Source organism: Streptomyces gottesmaniae (assembly GCF_031845845.1).
GTDB classification, from domain to species: domain Bacteria; phylum Actinomycetota; class Actinomycetes; order Streptomycetales; family Streptomycetaceae; genus Streptomyces; species Streptomyces akebiae.
This window is the reverse complement of record NZ_JAVRFJ010000026.1, coordinates 85,464-107,322: the sequence shown is the minus strand read 5'-3', so window position 1 is coordinate 107,322 and position 21,859 is coordinate 85,464. Positions and strand designations below refer to the sequence as shown.

The following is a 21,859-nucleotide window of genomic DNA, read 5'->3' as shown; positions in this document are numbered from 1 at the left end:
CTTGCCCCTGGGGCAAGGGGCACCGTCCCTCTCGCCGGGCGGAGGGCGCCCGGTGACGGAGGATGCCCCAGTGACCCCCACGGACATGGACGACCTGCTCACCATCGGTGCCTTCGCCTCCCGCGCACGGCTGTCGGCGAAGGCGCTGCGGCTGTACGACCGGCTGGGGCTGCTCCCTCCGGCGTACGTCGACGAGGTGAACGGCTACCGGTACTACCGGGCCGACCAGGTCGAGCGTGCCCGGCTGGTGGCCCTGCTGCGGCAGCTCGACATGCCGCTCGCGCGGATCGCCGAGGTCGTGGGCCTCGTCGAGCGGGACGGCACACGGGCCGCCGAGCGGCTGGCCGCGTACTGGGCCGGGGCCGAGGAGCGGTTCGCGTCCCAGCGGACCCTGGTCGCCTACCTCCGTGGACGGTTGTCGGGAACGGAGTCAGGCATGGAACAGACGTACGGGACTTTTACGGTCGAGACGGTCGACATCGCCCCTCAGGTGCTGCTGACCCAGTCACGGCACACCCTCGCGGACGAGCTGCCCGCGTGGATCGGGGCGTCGCTCGGGCGGCTGGAGGAGGGCGCCGCGGCCTGCGGAGGGGCCACCGGGGCGCCGTTCGTCGTGTACCACTCCGAGGTGTCGATGGAGAGCGACGGGCCCGCGGAGTCGTGTGTGCCGGTGGCCGACGAGGGTGCCGCGCGGGCCTGGGCCGCCGAACACGGGCGGGCCTGGGAGACCACGGTGCGCGTGGAGCCGGCGGCACGGCTCGCGTACACCCGGATCAGCAAGGCCCAGGTGGCCCATCCGCAGATCCTCGCGGCGTTCGAGGCGGTCGAGCGGTGGATCGCCGCGCGGGGACTGCGGGTCACCGGCCCGTGCCGCGAGATCTACTTCGCGGACTGGGACGCGGCGGGCCCCGAGGACCCGGTGTGCGACGTGGCGTTCCCGGTCGCATCCTGAGCCGTGTAGTACCCAAGCCGTGCAGTAGCCGAGCCGAGTAGTACCCAAGCCGAGTAGTAAGCCGAGCCCAGTAAAGCCGAGTAGTGCCCGAGCCGTGTGGTGCCGGTACGGCCTAGGGGTTTCCCTACGGCCGTACCGGATCGAGCAGGTCCTGTCGGCCAACTGTCAGCGGGTGATTAGCGTCTACACCAACAAACGGACGACACCCGCCCGCACGAGTCGAACGGAACGGAAGAGCCGCAGTGGCCTTTGCCGAGCTGACCCCACGACGACCCGTCTCGCGTGCCGACGGGCCGTCGCCGTCGCGCGAGCCGTGGCGGGAACGCCACCGGGTGCCCCTCACGGCCGCTCTGTGCGCCCTGCCGCTGTACTTCGTGTGGTGGGCGGTCTTCGCGACCGGCGGCGGCGATCTGGCGGCCCAGGTGGCGTGGGCGGAGTTCGCGAAGACGTACCCGGACTCCGCGGTCAACCTGTTCTGGTACGGGGGGCTGCACGCGGCGAACTACAGCGTGCTCTCGCCGTATCTGATGGCGGCGCTCGGCGTCGTCCTGGTCACGCTGCTCTCGGGGCTCTCCGCGTCCTGGCTGGTCGGCGAGGTCGTCACCCGAACAGGCGTACGCGCACCGGTTCCTGTCGCGCTGGCGGCGACGTTCTCGCTGTGGTGCCAGGTGGTGTCGGGCCGCTCCACGTTCGTGCTGGGCACGGCCTTCGCGATGGGCGCCCTGCTGGCGGTGGTGAGCGGGCGTACCGGGCGGCACATCGCGGTGGCGGCGGTGTGCGCGACGCTGTCCACGTTGGGGAGCCCCGTCTCCGGGCTCTTCCTCCTCGTGGTCGGCGCCGCGTATCTGCTGTGCCGTGAGTGGGGCCGGGCGGCGGCGCTGCTCGTGCCGCCGGTGACCGTCGTCGCCGTGACCACGCTGCTGTTCCCCTTCGAGGGCGAGCAGCCCATGGCCTTCAGCCGGATATGGCCGCCGGTCGTGCTGTGCGCGGCGGTGGTGCTGGTCGCGCCGAGCGCCTGGCGGGTGCTCCGCCTGAGCGCCGCGATCTACGCGCTCGGCGTGGTCCTCTGCTACCTGATTCCCACCCCCATCGGCACCAACGTCGAACGCCTCCTGGAACTGGCGGGCCCGGCGACAGCCCTGGCGATCTGTCTGTACCGGGGCGAGTCGCGCACGGCCGACGCCCGCCTCCCCCTGTCCTGGTTCACGCCCCGGCGGCGGACGGTGGCCGGCGCGGTGGCCCTGGTGCTCTCCGTGACCTGGCTGACCGGCAAGACGACCGCCGACATCGTCACCAACACCAAGGTGCCCGAGTGGGCCGTGAAGACCGACGGTGTGGTGAAGGAGCTGAAGCGGCTGGGCGCCTGGAAGACCCGCGTCGAGGTGGTGCCGGCCCGCGACCACCGTGAGGCCGCCATCCTCGCGCCGTACATCAACATGGCGCGCGGCTGGAACCGGCAGGCCGACGTCGAGCGCGGCCGCCTCTTCTACGAGGGTCACGGCGGGACCGAGGTGCCCGAGGGGGCGTTCACGCCGGCCGCGTACAAGGCGTGGCTGTCGCAGTGGGCCGTCGGCTTCGTCGTCCTCGTCAACGGCGAGCCGGACGGGCCCGCCGAGCTCGAACACGCGCTGGTGAGCAGCGGGCCGGACTATCTGGAGCCGGTCTGGCAGGACGCCAACTGGAAGATCTACCGGGTGAAGAACGCGACACCGCTGGTCGACAGGCCGGCCACCGTCGTCAGCGCCGACGGGGCCAACCTCGTGGTCCACATGCCGCGGGCGGGCGAGGTCACCGTCCGCGTCGCCTACTCCCCCTGGCTCTGGGCCGACAACGGCTGCCTCACCGCGGACCGCGAGTCCAACGGCGACCTCACCGAGTTCACCCGCCTCACGGTCCACCAGCCGGGCGACGTACGCATCAGCTCCCAGTACGGCGGGCCGTCGCGGACCACCGCCCTGGAGTGCGAGGAGGAAGAGGACGAGAAGGCGGTACCGGGGGACGGCGAGGAGTAGGGCGGAAGAAGGCGCGGAGGAAGGCTCGGAGCAAGGCGCAGGCAAGGCGCGGAAGAAGGCTCGGAGCAAGGCGCGGAAGAAGGCTCGGAGCAAGGCGCGGAAGAAGGCTCGGAAGAAGGTCCCACGCGCACGAAAGCGCCCCTTCCGTCGGCATGCGCCGTATGACGGAAGGGGCGCCCCGGGTTCGGCCGGTCAGCTCACGCGGGTCAGCTTCGTGAGGAAGCCGGGCTCGGTGAGGGGCTTCTGGAGGGCGACGGGGACCTCGACGCCCTCACCGGCGCCGTCGCCGACGATCAGTGTGCCGACCTCGGTGCCCGACTCCGCCTCGTGCGGGATGGCCGCGCTCGCGTCGAGTTCGAGCTTGACGGTCTTGCCCGCCCAGCCGACCGCCGAGACGTTCTTCGTGGCCACGACCGGGGTCTGGCCGCCGAGCCCGTCGTCGACGTACCCGACGACGTCGCCCTTCTTCAGGATCGTGTCGGAGGTCACCGCGTCCTGGGCGGCCAGCATGGCCGTCTTGCTGACCGCGTTGACGGTGTCGATGATCGGCGGGGTGTGCTGGCCGAGGATCGCGCCGACGACGATCGCCGTCTCACCGCCGACGTCCTTCGTGGCCGCGAAGAGCAGGTTGCCGCCGGCGGCCGTGGTGGAGCCGGTCTTGATGCCGATGGCGTTGTCGTAGGGGACGAGGCGGTTGTAGTTGCTCCAGGGCTGGCCCGAGGGGTCCTTCCAGGAGGGCAGCCTGGTGATGTCGGTGAGGGCCTTCATCTTCACCAGCTCGTTGCCGAGCTTGACCTGGTCCTCGGCGGTGGAGACGGTCGTCTCCTTCAGCCCGGACGGGTCGGTGTACGTCGTGTTCTTCATGCCGAGGTCCTTGGCGGCGGCGTTCATCTTCTTGACGAACTCCTCCTCGGAACCCTTGCTGTCCCAGCGGGCGAGCAGCCGGGCGATGTTGTTCGCGGACGGAATCATGATGGCCGCGATCGCGTCGTACTGGGAGAGCTCGTCGCCCTCCTTGACGGTGTTGAGCGTGGACTCGCCGTCCTTGTCGTAACCGCCCTCGGTCTCCGCCTTCGCGTCGACGGGGATCGTCGCCCCCTTCGAACCGGCCTTCATCGGGTGTTCCTTGAGGATGACGTACGCGGTCATCGCCTTGGCGACGGAGCCGATGGCCACAGGCTTCTGCTCACCGAAGCTGTCCATCGTGCCGATGCCGTTGACGTCCATCCAGCCCTGGCCCTCGTCGGGCCACGGCAGGGTGACCTTGTCGCCCTCGAAGGCGTACGACGCGTCGGCGGTGAGGGTCAGCGTGGGGGTGGGGAGCGGACGTACAGCCTGTGCGACCGCAAACACGATCACCAGCAGGATCACCAGCGGGGTCCAGATCTTGACCTTGCGGATGATCGTCCGCACCGGCGTCTGGCGCGGCGGGGGCGTGTTCGTCAGCTCCGCCAGCAGGTCCAGCGGCGGCTTCGGAGGCAACGGCTGCTGCGTCGTCCGCTCCGGGCCCACCTGCGGGATGGTCCGCGTGGCCTCCGCCGGGGCCGGGGGCGCCCCCGCGGGGGGCCTGGGCGTCGTGGACTCGTCCAGCGACTTCAGGGCGACGAACTTGCTGGTGCGCTCGGCGGGGGTGGGGGGCGCGGGCTCGTCCACGCCTACGCCGGCCTGGGCACCCTTGTCACCGTGGGCACCCTTGCCGTCGTCTGCGCCCTTGTCGCCGTCAGCGCCGGTGGAGACGTCGGAGCGGTCGGGGCGGGCGTCGGTCCTGGCGGGCTCGGCGTCCCGGGGGGCGGCGTCGGTCCTGGCGGGCTCGGCGTCCTTGGGGGCGGCGTCGCCCAGCTTGAGCATGGTGGTGGGCTGGTCCACCGCCGGCACCCTGGGGGCCCGGAAGATCGCGGTCGGCTGGTCCACAGCCCGCCGCGCCTCGGCTCCGCCATCGCCCACCGCGCCCCCACCCGCACCACCCGTGCGACTTTCGTCGTCACCCGCGGGTGGCCCTTGCGGGGCTTCCCCACCGTCGGCGGCCACCGGTTCGTCGTCGGCGGATTCACGTGCGCCATGGCGGGCTTCGGGTGCGTCGTCGACAGCCACCGGTTCGTCGTCGGCGGGATCCGGTTCGCCGTCGGCGAGTTCGGGTGCGTCATCGGGGGCGCCGGGTACGTCGTCGGCCGCTTCCGGTTCGCCATCGGCTACCGGTTCGTCGTCGGCGAGCTCGCGCGCGTCGTCAGCGGCCTCCCCCGCGCCGTCACCGGGCACGCGTGCGTCTCCGGCACCGTGGGCACCGTCGCCAGCGGCCCCTCCCGCCCCGTCAACGGCCTCCCGTCCATCGGGGGCGGCACCGGCCTCCGGGCCTGCCTCCTCCCCCGCAGCGGCCGCCCGAGCGGCATCGGCGGCCTTCGCGCCGTCCTCGGCCTCGGCCTCGTCTCCGTCGGCGGTGGCCGCGGCGTCGGGATCGGACGCGGGCGCGGCGGCACCCCGCTCGCGCGGGTGAGCGTCACCGTCCTCGACCTCGTCGTCCTCGGCCTCGGCCTCAACCCGGCCCTCGTCCCCGGCCGCCGGTTCCGTGTCGGTGTCCTCGGAGGCGGCCGTGGTCGGTTCCGGCCCGTCGGCTTCCGTCCGCGTGGTGCCGGCGTCCGACTGAGCCCCGTTCGAGTCCTCGGCACCCGCCCCCTCGGCACCCGCCTGAGCCGCGTCCGATCCGGCCTCGTCCCGGTCCTCGGCATCCCTCGCGTCGGACCGGTCGGACTCCGGCTCGTCCCGCCGCGTCCCGGCGGTCCTGGATCCGGCGGTCTTCGCCGCCCCTGACCCCGTCGCGGGCGCATCCGTGACCGCGTCCGCGTCCGCGTCCGCGTCCGGTGTCGCGTCGTCCAGCTTCAGGCCCTCCGCCTCCGCCGCCTCAAGGAGCGCTCGGCGGGAGAAGACCGCTGTCGCCTGGTCGGTCCTCGGCGTGGAGGGCCGGGACATCGCGAGGCGTGGGTCCGGGGCGGGGGTGGGGGAGCCGGAGGACTGGCCCGGGACCGAGCCTCCGGGGTCCGGAACCGCTGGCTCGTTCCCCGGCGTCGACTCCGTCGACGACTCGTACCGCTTCGACCTGTCGGGGGACGTGCCCGCCACCGATGCCTCCTCCCGCGCGCCGCCCGTCCTAGGAGCGCGCGCCCAACCGAACCGTGAACCGTGAACCCGTAGATCCGCGAATCCGTGAAAACCCGCCGCCCGGACACTAGTCACCGGCGCACCACCGCGCCGCGCCGCTGTCCGAACCATGTACCAGTGTCCTGTGTGCGGGCTTAACCCCTCCGGTAGACGAGAACGACATACCTACCGGTTCCACAACATTCCGGTCACGCACCCTCGACAGACCAATGTGAGAGGGGTCACCCTGTCATTCATCCACGCGGGGAGGCATGGATGGGCATGAGCCGCAGAACACTTCCGGAGGAGCTTCTGCTACTGGCGCTGGACCCGGCCACGGGTACCACCGCACAGCCGCAGTCGCTCGACCTTGGTCTGGCTGGAGCGCAGCTAGTGGAGCTGGCGCTGGCCGGACGGATAGCCCCAGACGGGGATCGTATCGCCGTGGTGTCCCCACGGCCGACTGGAGATCCGACTTTGGACTGCGCGTTGGAGTTGCTGCGAAGGCGTGGCGCTCCGGTACGTGCGATCCACTGGATCGGCGGGCCGCGTCTCGGGCTCCGCCAGACCTACCTCTCACATCTGGAGCGGTGCGGCATGGTGCATGCCGTGGCGGGCCAGATGTGCGGAGTGCTGCCGACGACTCGCTACCAGGCGAGTCAGACCGAGATCAGCCGGGAGATACGTGCCCGACTGGACTCCGCGATCCGCACCGGCGTCCCGCCGGACCCGCGGACCGCGGCGCTCGCCGCCCTGGCGCACGCGGTCGGCCTCGGCAAGCACCTGTATCCGGGGAACGAGGGACGCTCGTCCCGCTCCCGGCTGCGGGACCTGATCCGGCACGACCCCATGGGTGGCCTGGTGGCCCATGCCGTCATGGACGTGCAGAACGGCGTGGCCGCACAGCCGCGTCGCAGCCCGGCACCGACCGGCCGTCAGGCCGCCCCCGGCGCCAGGCCGCCCGCACCGGAGCCCGCGCGCGGCGTTCCGATGCAGCCACGCCGTGGCTCGATGGCCCGTGTGGTGGCGCACTGAGGACCACCCGAACCACCGGCACGACCCGAACCACCTGCACCACATGAACTACCTGCACCACCTGAGCTACTTGAAGCACCTGAAGCACGCGCTGAGGCACCGAGGTGCGTGTGGGAGTCGGACCCCAGAGCCGCGGGTCCCGGTCCCACCGCACCACGTGCTCCGCGCAGCACGCACCGCTTCGCAACGCACCACCCGCACATCGCACAGCCCGCACCACTTGCACAGCCCGCACCACTTGCATGGCAGGCACCGGACCGCTCGTAGGGACCCCAGAACCCGTCCGGGAGCCGCCGGTTCGCGCCCTGCTCGCGCCCTTCTTGCTCCGGTCTCGCTCCGGTCTCGCTCCCGTCTCGCGCCCCGCTCGCGGGTGTCGCGCGAACATCCGGTGGAGATCCCTCCCCGTCGGAAAAACACCGGCGCAAACGGCGCGTGCGCAGCGCATATCCGCTGTTTTCCAGCGGTACTCAGCACCTTGGTGGCAATCTGCTCAGCAACAGATACACAAAGTAGAGGCCCGCAGCCGGAGGTGCACGTCCCGTGGCGTCCAATGTCAATCCCACCGTCAGGCGACGCCGGTTGGGCCAGGAGCTGCGTCGGCTCCGCGAGCTCAAGGGCATGACCGCCGAAGAGGTCGCCGAGCGACTGCTGGTCTCCCAGTCGAAGATCAGCCGCCTGGAGAACGGCCGCCGCTCCATCAGCCAGCGCGACGTCCGCGACCTCTGCGGCGTCTACGAGGTCGAGGACCAGAGAGTCGTCGACTCCCTGATGCAGATGGCCAAGGACTCCCGTCAGCAGGGCTGGTGGCACGCGTTCGGGGACGTACCGTACAGCGTCTACATCGGTCTGGAGACCGACGCGGAGTCGCTGCGGGTCTACGATCCCCAGGTCGTCCCGGGGCTGCTGCAGAGCCGCCCGTACGCCGAGGCCATCATCAGAGGCGCGCTGCCCGAGACGTCGACGACCGAGATCGACAAGCGCGTGGAAGTGCGCATACGGCGCCAGGACCGTGTCACCACCGACACCAACCCGCTGCGGCTGTGGACGGTGCTGGACGAGGCGGCCCTGCGCCGTGTGGTGGGGTCCCGGTCGGTGATGCGCGAACAGCTGGAGCACCTCATCGAGTTGTCCCAGGTCCCCCATGTGACGGTCCAGGTGCTGCCGTTCGAGGTCGGAGCCCATCCGGGCATCAACGGCCAGTACGCCATCCTGGAGTTCGTCGACGCGGCCGATTCGAGCGTGGTGTACATCGAAGGGGTGACCAGCGACCTCTACCTGGAGAAGCCGCACGACGTGCAGAAGTACACCGTCATGTACGAGCATCTCCGGGCCCAGGCGCTGAACGTGGAGCAGTCACGGCAGTTCATCGAGAACGTCGCGAAGGAATACGCGCGCTGACCTCCCGGCCGGCGCCTCGCTTCTCGACCCTCAGAGCGATTCCAGACGCCCTGGAAAACTCCTGAACGAGGAAGCGCCGGAAGATACACCCTCCACATGGCCCAATGGAAGACCATATTGGAATATGCCACCCGCACGAGTGAATAGTCGCTTCGTCTGCCGATGCTGACGAGTAGCGTCGATCACGCCAGGAGGTCACCAGTCTTGGCGCAAACCGAACCGCGGGCTCCGGAGGGATCCCGCGGCGCGGCGACAGCAACTCAGCGACGAACCAGCACCGGAGCAGAAATGGCAATTCAGCAAGGCGCCACGGACAGGTGGGTCAAGTCCTCCTACTCCCAGGGGAACGGCGCGTGCGTCGAGATCAAGTCCCCCGTCCTGTCCACCATGGCGGTCCGGGACTCCAAGGTCACCGACGGCCCCACCCTGGCGTTCCCCGCCGACGCGTGGAACACCTTCGTCTCCTCGGTCAAGGCCTGAGACACGGTTCCGGCCCTCGATCGAGCGCCTGAACGACAACTCCACAAGCACCACCGACAGAGCCCTCTCGACCGGCCCGCCGTCCTGGCCGAGGGGGCTCGGCCTTGCCCGGACGCCCCTGGGCCCGGCCAGAGGGTCTAGCGCAGCCGGTCCACGTACCTGTCCGTCCCCGGCACCGTGGGGACGAACGGTGCCAGCAACTCCAGCCTTCCCAGCCCGCCTTCGGCGACCGCCTCCCCCAGTCCGCCGAAGGACGCCTCCCAGCAGTCGCGTGGGTCGGCCTCCAGGAACCAGAGGAGGGTGAGGCGGGTGTCGACGCCCTCGACCTGCTTGACGTACGACATCCGGTCGAGGGGCAGCGGAGTGGGCCGGAAGACCGTGACCATCGCGGCCGGTGAACCGGCGAGCCGCTTCGGGAGATGGCGGGACCGCAGCCACTCCAGCAACTCCGCCCGCTGCTCGGGCCCCTCGGCGTCGACGACCTGGAGCACGAGGCCCGCGTACGGGTGGTCGAGGGCGTGGACGTCGCGCGGCCCGGCGGCGCCGTCGCGGTAGACGGTCACCTCGTGGTCCTGGAACGCGGTGAAGACGTGCGTACGGTCCTGGTAGACGCGCGCGTCGCGATTCAGCCGTTTGTTGATGGCGACGGTCCAGCGCATGTGGTCGTCGTAGCGGCCGTCGGTGATCCAGTACGTGGAGAGGTAGCAGCCGGCGGTGACCGGCTGGGCGATCGCCGACTTCTCGGGGGAGCGGAGGAGTTGGAGGTCGCGGGTGGCGACCCAGCGGCGTCCGGCGAACATCCAGGGCATGGCCATCGCGCCCGCGTAGTAGTGGTCGTCCTCGTACCAGCGGTTGTACGCGTACTCGTGGCCCGGGTGCGGCTCGACCATCGTGATCAGGGCGTGGCCGGGGCGGACGCCGTAGGGGCCGACGGCGGCCAGTTCGGCGTACGTGGCGCTGCGGGTGTCCTCGCCCCCGCGCTCGCGCCCGCTCAGCTGCTTCCCCTCGCCCATGCGCTTCCCCTCGCTCATGTGCTTTCCCTTCCGTCCACCTGCGGTCGCCCATACTCTGACGCTCCGTCAGATAATGCGCCAGAGCCGGGAGGTCTGCGATGTCACTGCTCGCGGGAAGGACCGTTGTCGTCTCGGGAGTCGGGCCCGGCCTCGGCCAGCGGGTCGCGGCGGCGGTCGTACGGGACGGCGGGAACGCCGTCCTGGGGGCGCGCACGGAGGCGAATCTCGCCAAGGCCGCGGCGGACGTGGATCCGGACGGCGCGCACACGGCGTACCGGGCCACCGACATCACCGACGAGGCGCAGTGCACCGCGCTCGCGGCGCTGGCGCGGGAGCGGTTCGGCGGAGTGCACGCGGTGGTGCACGTGGCCGCCTGGGACAGCTATTTCGGGGGGCTGGAGGACGCCGACTTCGCCACCTGGCAGGCGGTCCTCGACGTGAACCTGCTGGGCACCCTGCGGATGACCCGGGCCTGCCTGCCCGGCCTGAAGGCGGCCGGCGGGGGCTCGGTCGTCATCATCGGCACGCAGTCGGCGGTGGCCGCGCCCTCGCAGGTGCGGCAGGCGGCGTACGCGGCGTCCAAGGGCGCGCTGACCAGCGCGATGTACTCGCTGGCCCGGGAGCTGGGACCGCACCGGATCCGGGTCAACACCGTGCTGCCGGGCTGGATGTGGGGGCCGCCCGTCGAGGCGTACGTACGGTTCACGGCGCACGGCGAGGGGGTGCCCGAGGCGGAGGTGCTGGGCCGGCTGACCGAGCGGATGGCGCTGCCTGAGCTGGCCACGGACGGGGACGTGGCGGACGCGGCGGTCTTCCTGGCGTCCGACCGCGCACGGGCGATCACCGGCCAGTCGCTGCTCGTCAACGCCGGGGAACTGATGCGCTGACCGCGGCGTCGGCCGAGGTGCCGGCCCGGCTTCGGCCTCCGTTCCGCCGGGCGACGGGAGTGATCCTTTTCGGCCATTCGTAGTTCATATACATAAACTCAAGTCATTGCTCGGAACTTTTTTACCCCCTCTTGACCTTCCCCTTCCTTGCCGTGGGCATGCCACCGAACCCAGAGTTCACATGCCTGACCCAAGTCTGAACCTGGCGGCGGACCCTGGAAGGGGGCCCATGAATAGTCTCGACTGGGCCGTGCTCATCGGCTACTTCGGAGTGATGGTCGCGATCGGCGTCTGGTCGCACAAGCGCGTGGACAACGTCAGCGACTTCTTCACCGCCGGCGGCAAGATGCCCTGGTGGCTCTCCGGTATCTCGCACCACATGTCGGGCTACAGCGCGGTGATGTTCACCGGCTACGCCAGCATCGCCTACACCTACGGCGTCACGTCCTTCGTGACCTGGTCGTTCCCGATCGCCCTCGGTATCGCCATCGGCTCCAAGCTGTTCGCGCCGCGTATCAACCGGCTGCGCTCACGGCTGCATGTCGCCTCCCCGCTGGAGTACCTGAAGAACCGTTACAACCTGGGCACCCAGCAGGCGTTGGCCTGGTCCGGCATGCTGCTGAAGATCGTGGACGTCGGTGCCAAGTGGGCCGCGATCGCGACCCTGCTGTCGGTCTTCACCGGCGTGTCCCTGAACCAGGGCATCCTGATCACCGGCACGATCACGGCCGTGTACTGCACGATCGGCGGTCTCTGGGCCGACGCGCTCACCGAGTTGGGCCAGTTCGTCATCCAGCTCCTGGCCGGTGTCGCGATGTTCATCGCCGTGGTCGCCAAACTCGGCGACTACGGCGGCTTCTTCGGCGTGTGGGACCACCCGAAGCTGGACGGCCACGCCGAGCCGCTGGTGGGCCCCTACGGCACGGTCTTCCTCCTCGCCTTCCTGTTCATCAAGCTCTTCGAGTACAACGGCGGCATGCTCAACCAGGCCCAGCGCTACATGGCCACGGCGACCCCGCACGAGGCCGAGCGCTCCGCCCGGCTGTCGGCCGCCCTGTGGCTGGTCTGGCCGCTGGTGCTGTTCTTCCCGATGTGGATGTCGCCGCTGCTGGTGACGTCGGAGAAGGGCGACGGCTCCGACTCGTACGCGCTGATGACCGAACAACTGCTGCCGCACGGGCTGTTGGGCCTCGTCATCGTCGGCTTCTTCTCCCACACGATGGCCATGTGCTCGTCCGACGCGAACGCCATCGCGGCCGTCTTCACCCGGGACTGCGCGCCGGTGATCTGGCGCCGGGCACGAAGCTGGAGCGAGGGGCAGGGGCTGCGGGTCGCCCGGATCACGACGGTCGTCTTCCTCGGTCTGTCCATGGCGGCGGCGACCCAGGTCAACTCACCCGCCTTCAAGGACATCATCACCGTCGTCATCAAGTGGGTGGCGGGTCTGATGGGGCCGATGGCCATCCCGATGATGCTGGGCCTGCTGCGGCCGTTCCGGCGCTCCGGTCCGACGGCGGCGCTCACCAGCTGGGCGTGCGGGCTGTTCGCCTTCTGGCTGGTGAACTACCCGATCCACTGGAGCCTCGACGGCGGCGTACCCCTGCAGTTCCAGGTGTCCATCCCGCTGGCCGTCTCGCTGGTCCTGTACATCGTCATCGGCTTCATCAAGCCCGAGGACACTCCCGAGCGGCTCGCGATCATCGAGACGATCAACTCGGACGGCGACGGGGACGGCAGGGGCGCGGCCGGGGCCGTGGCCCCGGTGCCGGCCCAGGGCAAGGACGCGTCCAGTCCCAGCGGGGTCTGAGGGCGCGGAAGCCGGCACGGAGGGTGCCGTGAGGGTCGTTCCCGGGTGACCGGGGCGGCCCTCACGTGGTTCGGCCGATGTGGGCGGCGATCGCGCGGGCACAGGTCAGGGACTCGGTGTGGGTGGTGTCGACCTCCAGGTCGTAGCGGACGCCCCGGTGGACGAGGTCCGCCTGGGCCACGGCCATGCCCCGGACCCGGTCGCCGCGGGCGATCTCGCGGGCGGCGGCCGCGGTGGGGTCGCAGCGGACGCCTACCCAGAGGACGCCCAGGGGGCCGTCGTGGTCGGATCGGCGGTCGTGGCTGCCCTGGTCGTCGTGGCTGCCCTGGTCGTCCTGGCCGTCGTGGTCGTCCTGGTCGTCGAGGAGCTTCTGCCAGCGCTGCTGGGAGGCGGCTCCGCCGAGGAAGACGTCGTCGATGATGATGCGGGCGCCCGCGCGGGCCATGGCCACGATGCCCCGGGCCCAGGCCTGTTCCAGGGCGCGGAAGTCCGCTCCGACGGCGACCGCACCGTCGGCGGAGATGTCGAGGCCGCCCTCCGTCGTCTGCATTCTCGCGGGCATGGCGTCGATGAGGGAGTCGACCCCGAACGCGAGCCACTGGTCGGGCAGTTCGGCCTGCAGACACCGGACGATGCCGGACTTGCCCGAGCTGGAGCCGCCGTTGAGGATGATCATCTGGGTGGTCATCGGGTCACGGTAGGGCGCCTCGGCCACGGCACGAAACCTATTTCGACGGCGGTGGGAGCGGGCTTGCCGGGCGGGGCGGCGTGCGGACCATGAACACGTCCACCGGGTCCTCGGTCTCCACGTGGAAGCCGTGGCGTTCGTAGAGGCTTCTGGCGGGGCTGCCCTGGAGGACGTTCAGGCGGACCGGTATGCCGTCGTGGTCGCAGCGGGCGAGGAGGGTGCGGAGGACGGCTGTGCCGATGCCGGTGCCCTGGAGGTGGGGGGCGAGGTAGAAGTGCTCCAGCCAGTGCGCGTCGGCGGCCGGGCGGAGGGCCACGCAGCCGGCGAACGTGTCGGCGACCTCGATGATCCAGGTGTGGGCCGGGTCGAACGCGTCGCGGAAGCGCCGGCGGACGCGGTCGGGGTCGTAGCGGCCGAGGCGTTCGAGGTCGGGCCGCATGACCACGGCGCGCAGCTCGGCGACGGGCTCGACGTCCGTCGCCGACGCCGGACGTATGTTCCAGTCAGCCATGATCACCACGCTACCCGGCCGTCGTGTTGCCGCTGCGCGGGTTTGCGCTGGGCGCTGCCGGGATCCGTGGGTATTCGGGTGCGCGTGCGTTGTGGCTGGGCGCGCAGTTCCCCGCGCCCCTTTGGGGGTGGGCCCGGGGTGTGAGGGGTGCAGGCACGGGGGCGCGTGCGGCGTCTGCCGGGAACCGTGGGTATTCGGGTGCGCGTGCGTCGTGGCTGGGCGCGCAGTTCCCCGCGCCCCTTTGGGGTGGGCCGGGGGGCTGGGTCAGGCTCGGGGGTAGCGGGTCAGCCAGCCTGGGACGGCTCCGGCGGGGGCGTGGAGGGCCGGGCCCTGGGTCATCTCCAGGGCGAAGTCGTCGGCTAGGACGAGGATGGTGGGGCGGCCCTCCAGTTCGGCGAGCCAGGCTGGTGGCAGGGCCGTCTCGCCGTGGAGGGCGCCGAGGAGGCCGCCCGTCAGGGCGCCGGCCGCGCCCGAAGGGCCCCCGTGGTTGACGGCGAGGCACAGACCCTGGCGTATGTCCTCGCCGACCAGGGCGCAGTACACGGCGACGGCCAGTACCCCGGCGGCCGCGCCGTCGCCGGACAGGTGCTCGACCACGGCGGGGGACGGCGCGCCCTGGCGGACGGCGGTGACGGCCTGCTGGAGGGCCTCGGCGACGGGCTGGTGGCCGGGGCGGGCGGCCAGCAGCACCAGGGTCTTCTGGACGGCGGCGTCGAGGCTCTCGCCGCGTGCGAGGGCGTGCACGAGGACGGCGTACGAGCCGGCGGACAGGTACGCGACGGGGTGGCCGTGGGTCTGGGCCGCGCACTCGACGGCCAGCTGGAAGACCAACTGGGGCTCCCAGCCCACGAGAAGGCCGAAGGGCGCGGAGCGGGCGGCGGCCTCGGCACCGGACGCGCCGGGGTTCTTGGGGGCGTCCAGGGTGCCCATGGTCCCGTCGCCCAGGCCGAGGAGGCAGATCAGGGAGGGGTCGCGGCGCGCGTAGAGCCACTCCTCGCGCGCGAGCCAGCCGTCGTCCTTGCGGCGTTCGTCGGGCCCCCAGTCCCGCTGGGTCGCCGACCAGCGCAGATACGCCCGGTGCAGATCGGTCGGCGGGTGCCAGACGCCCGTGTCCCGGCGCACCTGGGCGCGGATCAGGCCGTCGACGGTGAACAGAGTGAGCTGCGTGAGGTCGGTGATCGCGCCGCGTCTGCCGTAGGCGGAGGCCAGATCGGTCAGCCACTCCGGGCCGTACGCCTCGCCGATCTGCGCCAGGGTGAGCTGGTCGACCGGGGCGCCCAGCGCGTCGCCCATGGCCGCGCCCAGCAGCGTTCCGCGCACCCGGCTGCGGAAATCCTGCTGCTCGACACGCCCCCAGACGGCACCGGCTGTCGCACCCACCCCGGCCTCCTCACGGCCCCTGCCCGATCCGTACGTCAGTACGTCAGTACATCCGTACGCCCGTACGGCTCGACAGTCCAGCACTGTAATAGAACGGGAACGGTCCCTTCAGGGCTCCGGACGAGCCTCAAACGTCTCGTGCGCCACAGCCCTCGATCTTCTCCCGTCGTCAAACGGGCGGAAGCGCACAGCCGCCGTAACCGGGGCCAATTCCCGGAGAACCGGAGAATCCGTGCTGCTGAACAGCAGCCTTCGCGGCGGTTTCGGGGCCGCCCTCACGGCCCCGCACCTCACCGCGCCGGCCGACCCTGTGTCGTACGGGCCGCCGTCACCGCTTGCGCGGCCCGGGTGTGTACGTCCGCGATCGACGCGTCGCCCGGGCGCAGCTCCCGGGCCCTCTCCGCGTCGGCCAACGCCTTGTCCGCGTCGCCGAGTTCGAGGTGGAGGGCCGCGCGGTGGCGGAGGGCCCACGGGTAGTCGGGGAGGAGGGCCAGGGCGGTGTCGAGGTCGGTGAGGGCCGCCCCGTGGTGGCCGAGCTTGGCACGGGAGACGCCCCGGCCGGCGTACGCGGAGGCGTACAGCGGGTTGAGGGCGATGGCCCGGTCGTAGTCGGCCAGCGCCTCCTCGTCGCGGTCGGCACCGCGCAGGGCGTCCCCCCGTTCGCAGCGTGGCAGGGGGGCGTCCGGGTCGAGGGCCACGGCGTGGTGCAGATCGGCCAGCTGCCGCTCGTGCTCGCCGCGGGAGCGTCGTACGCGCGCCCGGCGCATCAGGGCCCAGACGTACGCCCCGTCCAGCTCCAGGGCGCGGTCCAGATCCGCGAGGGCCTCGTCGAGGCGGCCCTGCGCGTGCCGGGCGGCTCCCCGCGAGGCCCAGGTCGAGCGGCGTACGGGGTCCAGGGCCACCGCCCGGTCGAGGTCGGCGACCGCCGCGTCGGGGTCGCCGAGGAGGCGGTGGTAGTCGCCCCGTAGGACGAGGGTGTTCACGTCGTCGGGGGCGAGCGCGTCGGCGCGGTCGAGGTCGGCCACGGCCGCGGCGTAGTCCCCGGTGTGCGCCCGCGCGACCGCCCTGCCCTGCCACGCCGTGACGGAGGCGGGGTCGAGGGCGAGAGCCTGGTCGTACTCGGTCACCGCCCGCTCGTGCGCCCCGTCCCGGTGCAGCGCGCGCCCCCGCAGGGCGCGCGCGTAGGCCTCCCGCCGTGCGTCGAGACCGGCCCGGAGCAGCAGGACTCCCAGCGCGTCGTGGACGCCGCCGCGTTCCAGCGCGCCCTGCAGGTCGCGCCCCCAGCGCGCCGCGTCCTCCTCGGCGGCGTCCTGGCCCGCCTGCGTGAGGGCCTCGGCCCACCGCCGGGCCACCGCCTCCCCCTCCCCGCACGCGTCCACGCAGGCTCGCAGCACCTCGGCGAGCGCCCCGCGCTCCCCCGCGCACAGCCGGTGGTACGCCTCGGCGAGCCGTAGCTCCCGCCACCGCTCACCACCCCACCACTCACCGTCCCGCGACTCCCCGCCCGACCGGCCGGCCCCCGCCTCAGCCTCCGCCACCGGGGCGACCTCGGTCTCCGCCCGCCACCCGGCGAAGGCGTCCGCCAGCCGCCGGTGCCGCTCGCTCCAGCGCCGGGGGGACCGCAGCCGCTGCAACCTGACCATCGGTGCCCGTACGACGTCGTGGAACACCACCCGGTCCCCGCGATCGGTCACGAAGGGCAGGGCGCGCAGCCAGGCGAACAGCGCGTCGGAGCCGCCGTCGACGTATCCGTCCGTCCCCGTGCCGGGAGCACCACCGTCGTCCGCCCCCGCCCCCGTGTCTGGGCCACTACCGCCGTCCGAACCTGCGCCCCGGTCCGCCTCGTCGCCCGCCCCGGAGACCACGGCCCGGAAGACGTCCGCGTCCAGCCATCGGGGCAGCGCGCAGGTCAGTGCGGCGGCCCGGCGCACCGGGTCCGCCTCCCACTTCAGGAAGCGCTCCACGGCCATCGCGCTGGTGTCGCCCGTCTCGGCGAGGTCGTCGAGGTCGGCGGGCCGGGCCTCGGCGAGGGTGGAGACCAGGACGGGCAAGCCACCGGTGAGGCGCAGTACTTCGTCGACGACGGGCTCGGCGAGGACACCCTTGGCGGCGAGGAGGCCGCGTGACTCGGTCTCTGTGAAGGGCCGCAGGGGCAGGTCGAGGACGAAGTCGGTGAGGCCGCCCCAGCGTGCGGCGTCCAAGGGGCGTTGGCCCGCCGTGACGAGGACGACGTTGCCGGGGAGGGGGCCGTAGCGGTCGCCGGAGACGAGGTCGTGGAGCCACGGGTCGAGGAAGGCTCCGGTCCGTTCGTAGGTGTCGAAGAGGAGGACCAGCCAGGGCGCTTCGGCGGCGACCGCACTCAAGGCTTCCAACAGCACGGGGGTGAGGACGAGTTCGGGGCTGAGCAGCAGCTCGGCGTCCTCGTGGCCGCGCGCACGCGAACCGAGCCCCGCCCGCAACCGGGCCGCCTGACGGACGAGTTCAGCCGGGTCGACGGCGCCTGCGAAGGGGCCGACCACCGGGACGAGGCCCAGCGCGACGAGCGTCGCCCGGGCGGCGGCCAGGCTCGCGGCGGACGGCTCGGCGGTTCCGGTGCGGCCCGACGGTCCGCCCCCGGACCCGCCCTCCTCCCCCGGCTCGCTCTGCCCTCTCTGCCCGCCCGGCTCGCTCTGCCCTCTCTGCCCGCCCGGCTCGCCCTGCCCTCTCTGCCCGCCCGGCTCGCCCTCCGGCTCGGGCAGCGCCACGGCGGCGGCCAGCTCGGCCTCGTACCGCCGCTCCCGGTGCGCGGCCAGCAGCCGTTCCAGCTCCTTGAACCGGTGTCCCTGCCGGGCGAAGCGGTCCGCGATGACGGCCATGGCCTCCGGCACGCTGCCGACGCCGTCGTCGACGTACGCGGTGAGGGCACCGCGCTCCCGGGCGATCTGCTCCAACTCCCTTGCCAGGAAGGTCTTTCCGATGCCCGCGTTGCCGTGCGCGTGGAAGAGGAAGCGACGTCGCTCGTCCTCGATGGGCAGATCGAAATTGGCTCGAAACGCTGCCCGTTCGCTGACACGGCCGACGAAGCCCTGGCGGGTGCGCCGCCGGATCAGCTCCTGCATCGTGGGAATCGGCGGCTGCGCGCGCCCCATGCGAACTCCTCCGGCCATCCTCGGATCTCCACGGTTCTCCACCGTTTTTCGCCATCGGCGGCTCTCATTGTGATCCAACGCGCCGAAAAACGCCTGGGGATGATCCATGCTCACGCACATAGTTGGACCATGGCTGAATCCCAGACCCCCCGCGGCTCACTTCTCCCCCTTGCCTCCACCTTGCTCGTCGGCACGGTCGCCCTCTACATGGCGCTCGTCGCGTTCAGCAACATCACCGACTTCGGCACGAACCAGCAGTTCGTCCGCCATGTTCTCGCCATGGACACCACGTTCAAGGACGAGGACCTGATGTGGCGGGCCATCGAGTCGAAGGGCGTCCAGGACGCGGCCTACGTCCTCATCATCGTCTGGGAGACCGTCTCGGCCCTGATCCTGATCGCGGCCACCTACTTCTGGGCCCGCGCCCTCGGCCACCGCACCTTCCACACCGCCCGCCGCTACAGCACCCTCGGCCTCCTCATGGTCCTCCTCCTCTTCGGCGCCGGCTTCATGGCCATCGGCGGCGAGTGGTTCGTCATGTGGCAGTCCAGCGACTGGAACGGCCTCGACGCGGCCCTCCGCGTGTTCCTGCTGAGCGGAGTGGTCCTGCTGGTGACGTACCTGCCGACGAACGAGACCAGGGCGAGCTGAAGGCCCCCCGCCCACTGACCGGACGCTCGATCCACCCGCTGCCGGCGGTCGGTGGACCGCCGGCAGTCCGGGTGACGGCGCGCGACGGAGGCAGGGCTCGGTGCCCCGGGCCGGCCGGCCGTCGCGGATGTGTCAGTCCAACACCGGCAGCAGCTCCGGCAGATGGCCGTCCGAGGCCTGGGCCGCCTTCTGTCGTTCCTCCGGGACGGCCCCGTACAGCGTGGTGCGGGGGCGGGCGGGGCGGCCCGCCGTGTCCGCGACGGCGATCAGGTCCCTCACCGACTTGTAGGAGCCGTAGGAGGAGCCCGCCATGCGGGAGATGGTCTCCTCCATCAGGGTGCCGCCCAGGTCGTTGGCGCCCGAGCGGAGCATCTCGGCCGCGCCCTCCGTGCCGAGTTTGACCCAGCTGGTCTGGATGTTGGGGATGTGGGGGTGGAGGAGCAGGCGGGCCATGGCGGTGACGGCGCGGTTGTCGCGCATCGTCGGGCCGGGGCGGGAGATGCCCGCCAGATACACCGGCGCGTTGGTGTGGATGAAGGGCAGCGTCACGAACTCCGTGAAGCCGCCGGTGCGTTGCTGGATACCGGCCAGCGTGCGCAGGTGGCCGAGCCAGTGGCGGGGCTGGTCGACGTGGCCGTACATCATCGTCGAGGAGGAGCGGATGCCCAGCTCGTGGGCGGTCGTCACCACCTCGATCCAGGTCGCCGTCGGCAGCTTGCCCTTGGTCAGGACCCAGCGGACCTCGTCGTCCAGGATCTCCGCCGCCGTGCCGGGGATCGAGTCGAGCCCCGCCTCCTTCGCGGCCGTCAGCCACTCGCGGATCGACATCCCGGTGCGGGTCGCGCCGTTCACCACCTCCATCGGGGAGAAGGCGTGGACGTGCATGCCGGGGACGCGGGACTTCACGGCCCGCGCGATGTCGAAGTAGGCCGTGCCGGGCAGGTCGGGGTGGATGCCGCCCTGCATGCAGACCTCGACCGCGCCGAGGTCCCAGGCCTGCTGGGCGCGGTCGGCGACCTGGTCGAGGGAGAGCGTGTACGCGTCGGCGTCCGTGCGGCGCTGCGCGAAGGCGCAGAAGCGGCAGCCGGTGTAGCAGACGTTCGTGAAGTTGATGTTCCGGGTGACGATGTACGTGACGTCGTCGCCGACCGCCGACTTCCGGACGTCGTCCGCGATCCGGGTGAGCGCGTCCAGCGCCGGTCCGTCCGCGTGCAGCAGGGCGAGGGCCTCGCCGTCCGTGAGCTTCGTCGGGTCGTCGGCCGCCGTCGCCAGCGCTGCCCGCACGTCCGTGTCGATGCGCTCGGGGGCCATGCCGGGCGCCGCCGCCTCGCGCAGGGCGCCCCAGTCGCCGTAGACGGAGTCGAAGTCCTCGCGGCGGTCGCCGGTACGGCCCTCGGTGTCGATGGCGGTGTGCAGATCGGTACGGCCGGCGGCGACGAAGACCTCCTCGGGCTCCTGCCACGGGTGGCCCTCCACCACCGCGTCCGGCAGCGCGAGCCCCGTCTCGGGATCCGCGAGGGCCCGCACGTGCGGCAGGAGGCGCGGGTCCAGCCACGGCTCGCCGCGCGTCACGAACTCCGGGTAGACGCAGAGGCGTTCGCGCAGGTCGAACCCGGCGGCCCGGGACCGCTCGGTGAGTTCCTCGATCTGCGGCCAGGGGCGCTCGGGGTTCACATGGTCGATGGTGAGCGGGGACACCCCGCCCCAGTCGTCGATCCCGGCGCCGATCAGCCGCTCGTACTCGCTGTCGACCAGGTTCGGCGGGGCCTGGATGCAGCCGGACGGGCCCATGATGTGCCGGGCGACGGCCACCGTGGCGACCAGCTCGTCCAGCTCCGCGTCCGGCATGCCGCGCATCGCGGTGTCCGGCTTGGCGCGGAAGTTCTGGATGATCAGTTCCTGGATGCCGTGGTAGGCGCGGGACACCTTCCGCAGGGCGAAGAGGGACTCCGCGCGTTCCTCGTAGGTCTCGCCGATGCCGATGAGGACGCCGGAGGTGAAGGGGACGGAGGAGCGGCCCGCGTCCTCCAGCACCCGCAGCCGGACGGCCGGTTCCTTGTCCGGGGAGCCGTGGTGCGGGCCGCCCGGCTCGGACCACAGGCGGGTGGCGGTGGTCTCCAGCATCATCCCCATCGACGGGGCGACGGGCTTGAGCCGCTGGAAGTCCGTCCACGACATCACGCCGGGGTTGAGGTGGGGCAGCAGCCCGGTCTCCTCCAGGATGCGGATGGAGATGGCCCGCACGTACGCGATCGTGTCGTCGTAGCCGTGCGCGTCGAGCCACTCGCGCGCCTCCGGCCAGCGGTCCTCCGGCTTGTCGCCGAGCGTGATCAGCGCTTCCTTGCAGCCGAGCGCGGCGCCCTTGCGGGCCACGTCCAGCACCTCGTCCGGCGACATGAACATCCCGTGCCCGGCGCGGCGGAGCTTGCCCGGCACGGTGACGAACGTGCAGTAGTGGCATTTGTCCCGGCACAGCCGGGTGAGCGGGATGAAGACGCTCTTCGAGTACGTGATGACACCGGGCCGGCCGGCCTGCTCCAGCCCCACGTCCCGTACCCGCGCCGCCGAAGCGGCCAGGTCCTCCAGGTCCGCGCCGCGCGCCTGGAGCAGCACCGCCGCCTCGCTCACGTCGAGCGCCACACCGTCACGGGCGCGTTTGAGTGCGCGCCGCATCGAGTTCTCGGTGGGGCCGGTGGAGCTGTTGGGGCCGGTGGGTCCGTTTCCCGAGGTCGCGGAAGTCGTCATCCATCGAGCATACGAGCGACCGGATCGGCCCAGACAGCCA

15 protein-coding genes are annotated in these 21,859 nt (G+C 71.7%); 8 read left to right on the top strand and 7 right to left on the bottom strand.

Going from position 1 to position 21,859, the window contains the following annotated elements; all coding sequences use genetic code 11:
- Window positions 1-85 precede the first annotated feature (85 nt).
- On the top strand, window positions 86-952 hold the full coding sequence (locus RM704_RS27315; protein WP_052146516.1) for a MerR family transcriptional regulator: 867 nt from the start codon (window positions 86-88) through the stop codon (window positions 950-952).
- 332 nt (window positions 953-1,284) lie between these two features.
- On the top strand, window positions 1,285-2,964 hold the full coding sequence (locus RM704_RS27310) for a DUF8823 domain-containing protein (protein WP_033531864.1): 1,680 nt from the start codon (window positions 1,285-1,287) through the stop codon (window positions 2,962-2,964).
- A gap of 192 nt (window positions 2,965-3,156) precedes the next feature.
- Here RM704_RS27310 and RM704_RS27305 read toward each other — a convergent pair whose 3' ends face one another.
- The gene (locus tag RM704_RS27305) at window positions 3,157-5,928 is read right to left on the bottom strand and encodes a D-alanyl-D-alanine carboxypeptidase (protein ID WP_438828954.1); all 2,772 of its coding nucleotides are present in this window, start codon (window positions 5,926-5,928) and stop codon (window positions 3,157-3,159) included.
- A gap of 444 nt (window positions 5,929-6,372) precedes the next feature.
- Between RM704_RS27305 and RM704_RS27300 the strand changes: the two genes are divergently transcribed.
- The 3 genes from RM704_RS27300 (at window position 6,373) to RM704_RS27290 (ending at window position 9,009) form a co-directional block, all read left to right on the top strand.
- The gene (locus tag RM704_RS27300; protein ID WP_033531862.1) at window positions 6,373-7,131 is read left to right on the top strand and encodes a GOLPH3/VPS74 family protein; all 759 of its coding nucleotides are present in this window, start codon (window positions 6,373-6,375) and stop codon (window positions 7,129-7,131) included.
- Between the two features lie 540 nt (window positions 7,132-7,671).
- Window positions 7,672-8,529 (top strand): helix-turn-helix domain-containing protein, encoded by an 858-nt coding sequence (locus tag RM704_RS27295; RefSeq protein WP_033531861.1) that lies wholly within the window; start codon window positions 7,672-7,674, stop codon window positions 8,527-8,529.
- 288 nt (window positions 8,530-8,817) lie between these two features.
- Window positions 8,818-9,009 (top strand): DUF397 domain-containing protein, encoded by a 192-nt coding sequence (locus RM704_RS27290; protein WP_033531860.1) that lies wholly within the window; start codon window positions 8,818-8,820, stop codon window positions 9,007-9,009.
- A gap of 137 nt (window positions 9,010-9,146) precedes the next feature.
- Here RM704_RS27290 and RM704_RS27285 read toward each other — a convergent pair whose 3' ends face one another.
- Entirely contained in the window at window positions 9,147-10,022 is an 876-nt protein-coding gene (locus RM704_RS27285) for a hypothetical protein (RefSeq protein ID WP_052146515.1), read from the bottom strand.
- Window positions 10,023-10,120: 98 nt separating this feature from the next.
- Between RM704_RS27285 and RM704_RS27280 the strand changes: the two genes are divergently transcribed.
- On the top strand, window positions 10,121-10,909 hold the full coding sequence (locus RM704_RS27280) for an SDR family oxidoreductase (RefSeq protein ID WP_033531859.1): 789 nt from the start codon (window positions 10,121-10,123) through the stop codon (window positions 10,907-10,909).
- A gap of 229 nt (window positions 10,910-11,138) precedes the next feature.
- On the top strand, window positions 11,139-12,716 hold the full coding sequence (locus RM704_RS27275; protein ID WP_033531858.1) for a sodium:solute symporter family protein: 1,578 nt from the start codon (window positions 11,139-11,141) through the stop codon (window positions 12,714-12,716).
- Between the two features lie 61 nt (window positions 12,717-12,777).
- On the opposite strand, the gene RM704_RS27270 is transcribed toward RM704_RS27275, so the two are convergent.
- From RM704_RS27270 to RM704_RS27255, 4 genes are all read right to left on the bottom strand, one after another.
- Window positions 12,778-13,404: a phosphotransferase-like protein gene (locus RM704_RS27270; protein ID WP_033531993.1), complete on the bottom strand. Its 627-nt coding sequence runs from the start codon at window positions 13,402-13,404 to the stop codon at window positions 12,778-12,780.
- A 37-nt stretch (window positions 13,405-13,441) separates the two neighbouring features.
- Window positions 13,442-13,915, bottom strand: a complete 474-nt coding sequence (locus RM704_RS27265; RefSeq protein WP_033531992.1) for a GNAT family N-acetyltransferase — start codon at window positions 13,913-13,915, stop codon at window positions 13,442-13,444.
- Between the two features lie 264 nt (window positions 13,916-14,179).
- Window positions 14,180-15,295 carry an ADP-ribosylglycohydrolase family protein gene (locus tag RM704_RS27260; RefSeq protein WP_033531857.1) on the bottom strand — a complete coding sequence of 372 codons (1,116 nt, stop codon included), beginning with the start codon at window positions 15,293-15,295 and terminating at the stop codon, window positions 14,180-14,182.
- A 290-nt stretch (window positions 15,296-15,585) separates the two neighbouring features.
- On the bottom strand, window positions 15,586-18,423 hold the full coding sequence (locus tag RM704_RS27255) for a tetratricopeptide repeat protein (protein WP_311591333.1): 2,838 nt from the start codon (window positions 18,421-18,423) through the stop codon (window positions 15,586-15,588).
- Window positions 18,424-18,552: 129 nt separating this feature from the next.
- Here RM704_RS27255 and RM704_RS27250 point away from each other — a divergent pair, with 129 nt between their 5' ends.
- Complete coding sequence (locus RM704_RS27250; RefSeq protein WP_033531856.1) at window positions 18,553-19,074, top strand: DUF2165 domain-containing protein; 522 nt, start codon at window positions 18,553-18,555, stop codon at window positions 19,072-19,074.
- A 132-nt stretch (window positions 19,075-19,206) separates the two neighbouring features.
- On the opposite strand, the gene RM704_RS27245 is transcribed toward RM704_RS27250, so the two are convergent.
- Window positions 19,207-21,819: a bifunctional FO biosynthesis protein CofGH gene (locus RM704_RS27245; RefSeq protein ID WP_033531855.1), complete on the bottom strand. Its 2,613-nt coding sequence runs from the start codon at window positions 21,817-21,819 to the stop codon at window positions 19,207-19,209.
- Window positions 21,820-21,859: the final 40 nt, after the last annotated feature.

Excerpts from the sequence above, each read along its gene's own strand:
- RM704_RS27305 (WP_438828954.1), bottom strand. The coding sequence starts at position 5,928 with ATGTCCCGGCCCTCCACGCCGAGGACCGACCAGGCGACAGCGGTCTTC.
- RM704_RS27275 (WP_033531858.1), top strand. The coding sequence starts at position 11,139 with ATGAATAGTCTCGACTGGGCCGTGCTCATCGGCTACTTCGGAGTGATG.
- RM704_RS27300 (WP_033531862.1), top strand. The coding sequence starts at position 6,373 with ATGGGCATGAGCCGCAGAACACTTCCGGAGGAGCTTCTGCTACTGGCG.
- RM704_RS27265 (WP_033531992.1), bottom strand. The coding sequence starts at position 13,915 with ATGGCTGACTGGAACATACGTCCGGCGTCGGCGACGGACGTCGAGCCC.
- RM704_RS27290 (WP_033531860.1), top strand. The coding sequence starts at position 8,818 with ATGGCAATTCAGCAAGGCGCCACGGACAGGTGGGTCAAGTCCTCCTAC.
- RM704_RS27270 (WP_033531993.1), bottom strand. The coding sequence starts at position 13,404 with ATGACCACCCAGATGATCATCCTCAACGGCGGCTCCAGCTCGGGCAAG.
- RM704_RS27285 (WP_052146515.1), bottom strand. The coding sequence starts at position 10,022 with ATGGGCGAGGGGAAGCAGCTGAGCGGGCGCGAGCGCGGGGGCGAGGAC.
- RM704_RS27255 (WP_311591333.1), bottom strand. The coding sequence starts at position 18,423 with ATGGGGCGCGCGCAGCCGCCGATTCCCACGATGCAGGAGCTGATCCGG.
- RM704_RS27245 (WP_033531855.1), bottom strand. The coding sequence starts at position 21,819 with ATGACGACTTCCGCGACCTCGGGAAACGGACCCACCGGCCCCAACAGC.
- RM704_RS27315 (WP_052146516.1), top strand. The coding sequence starts at position 86 with ATGGACGACCTGCTCACCATCGGTGCCTTCGCCTCCCGCGCACGGCTG.
- RM704_RS27250 (WP_033531856.1), top strand. The coding sequence starts at position 18,553 with ATGGCTGAATCCCAGACCCCCCGCGGCTCACTTCTCCCCCTTGCCTCC.
- RM704_RS27280 (WP_033531859.1), top strand. The coding sequence starts at position 10,121 with ATGTCACTGCTCGCGGGAAGGACCGTTGTCGTCTCGGGAGTCGGGCCC.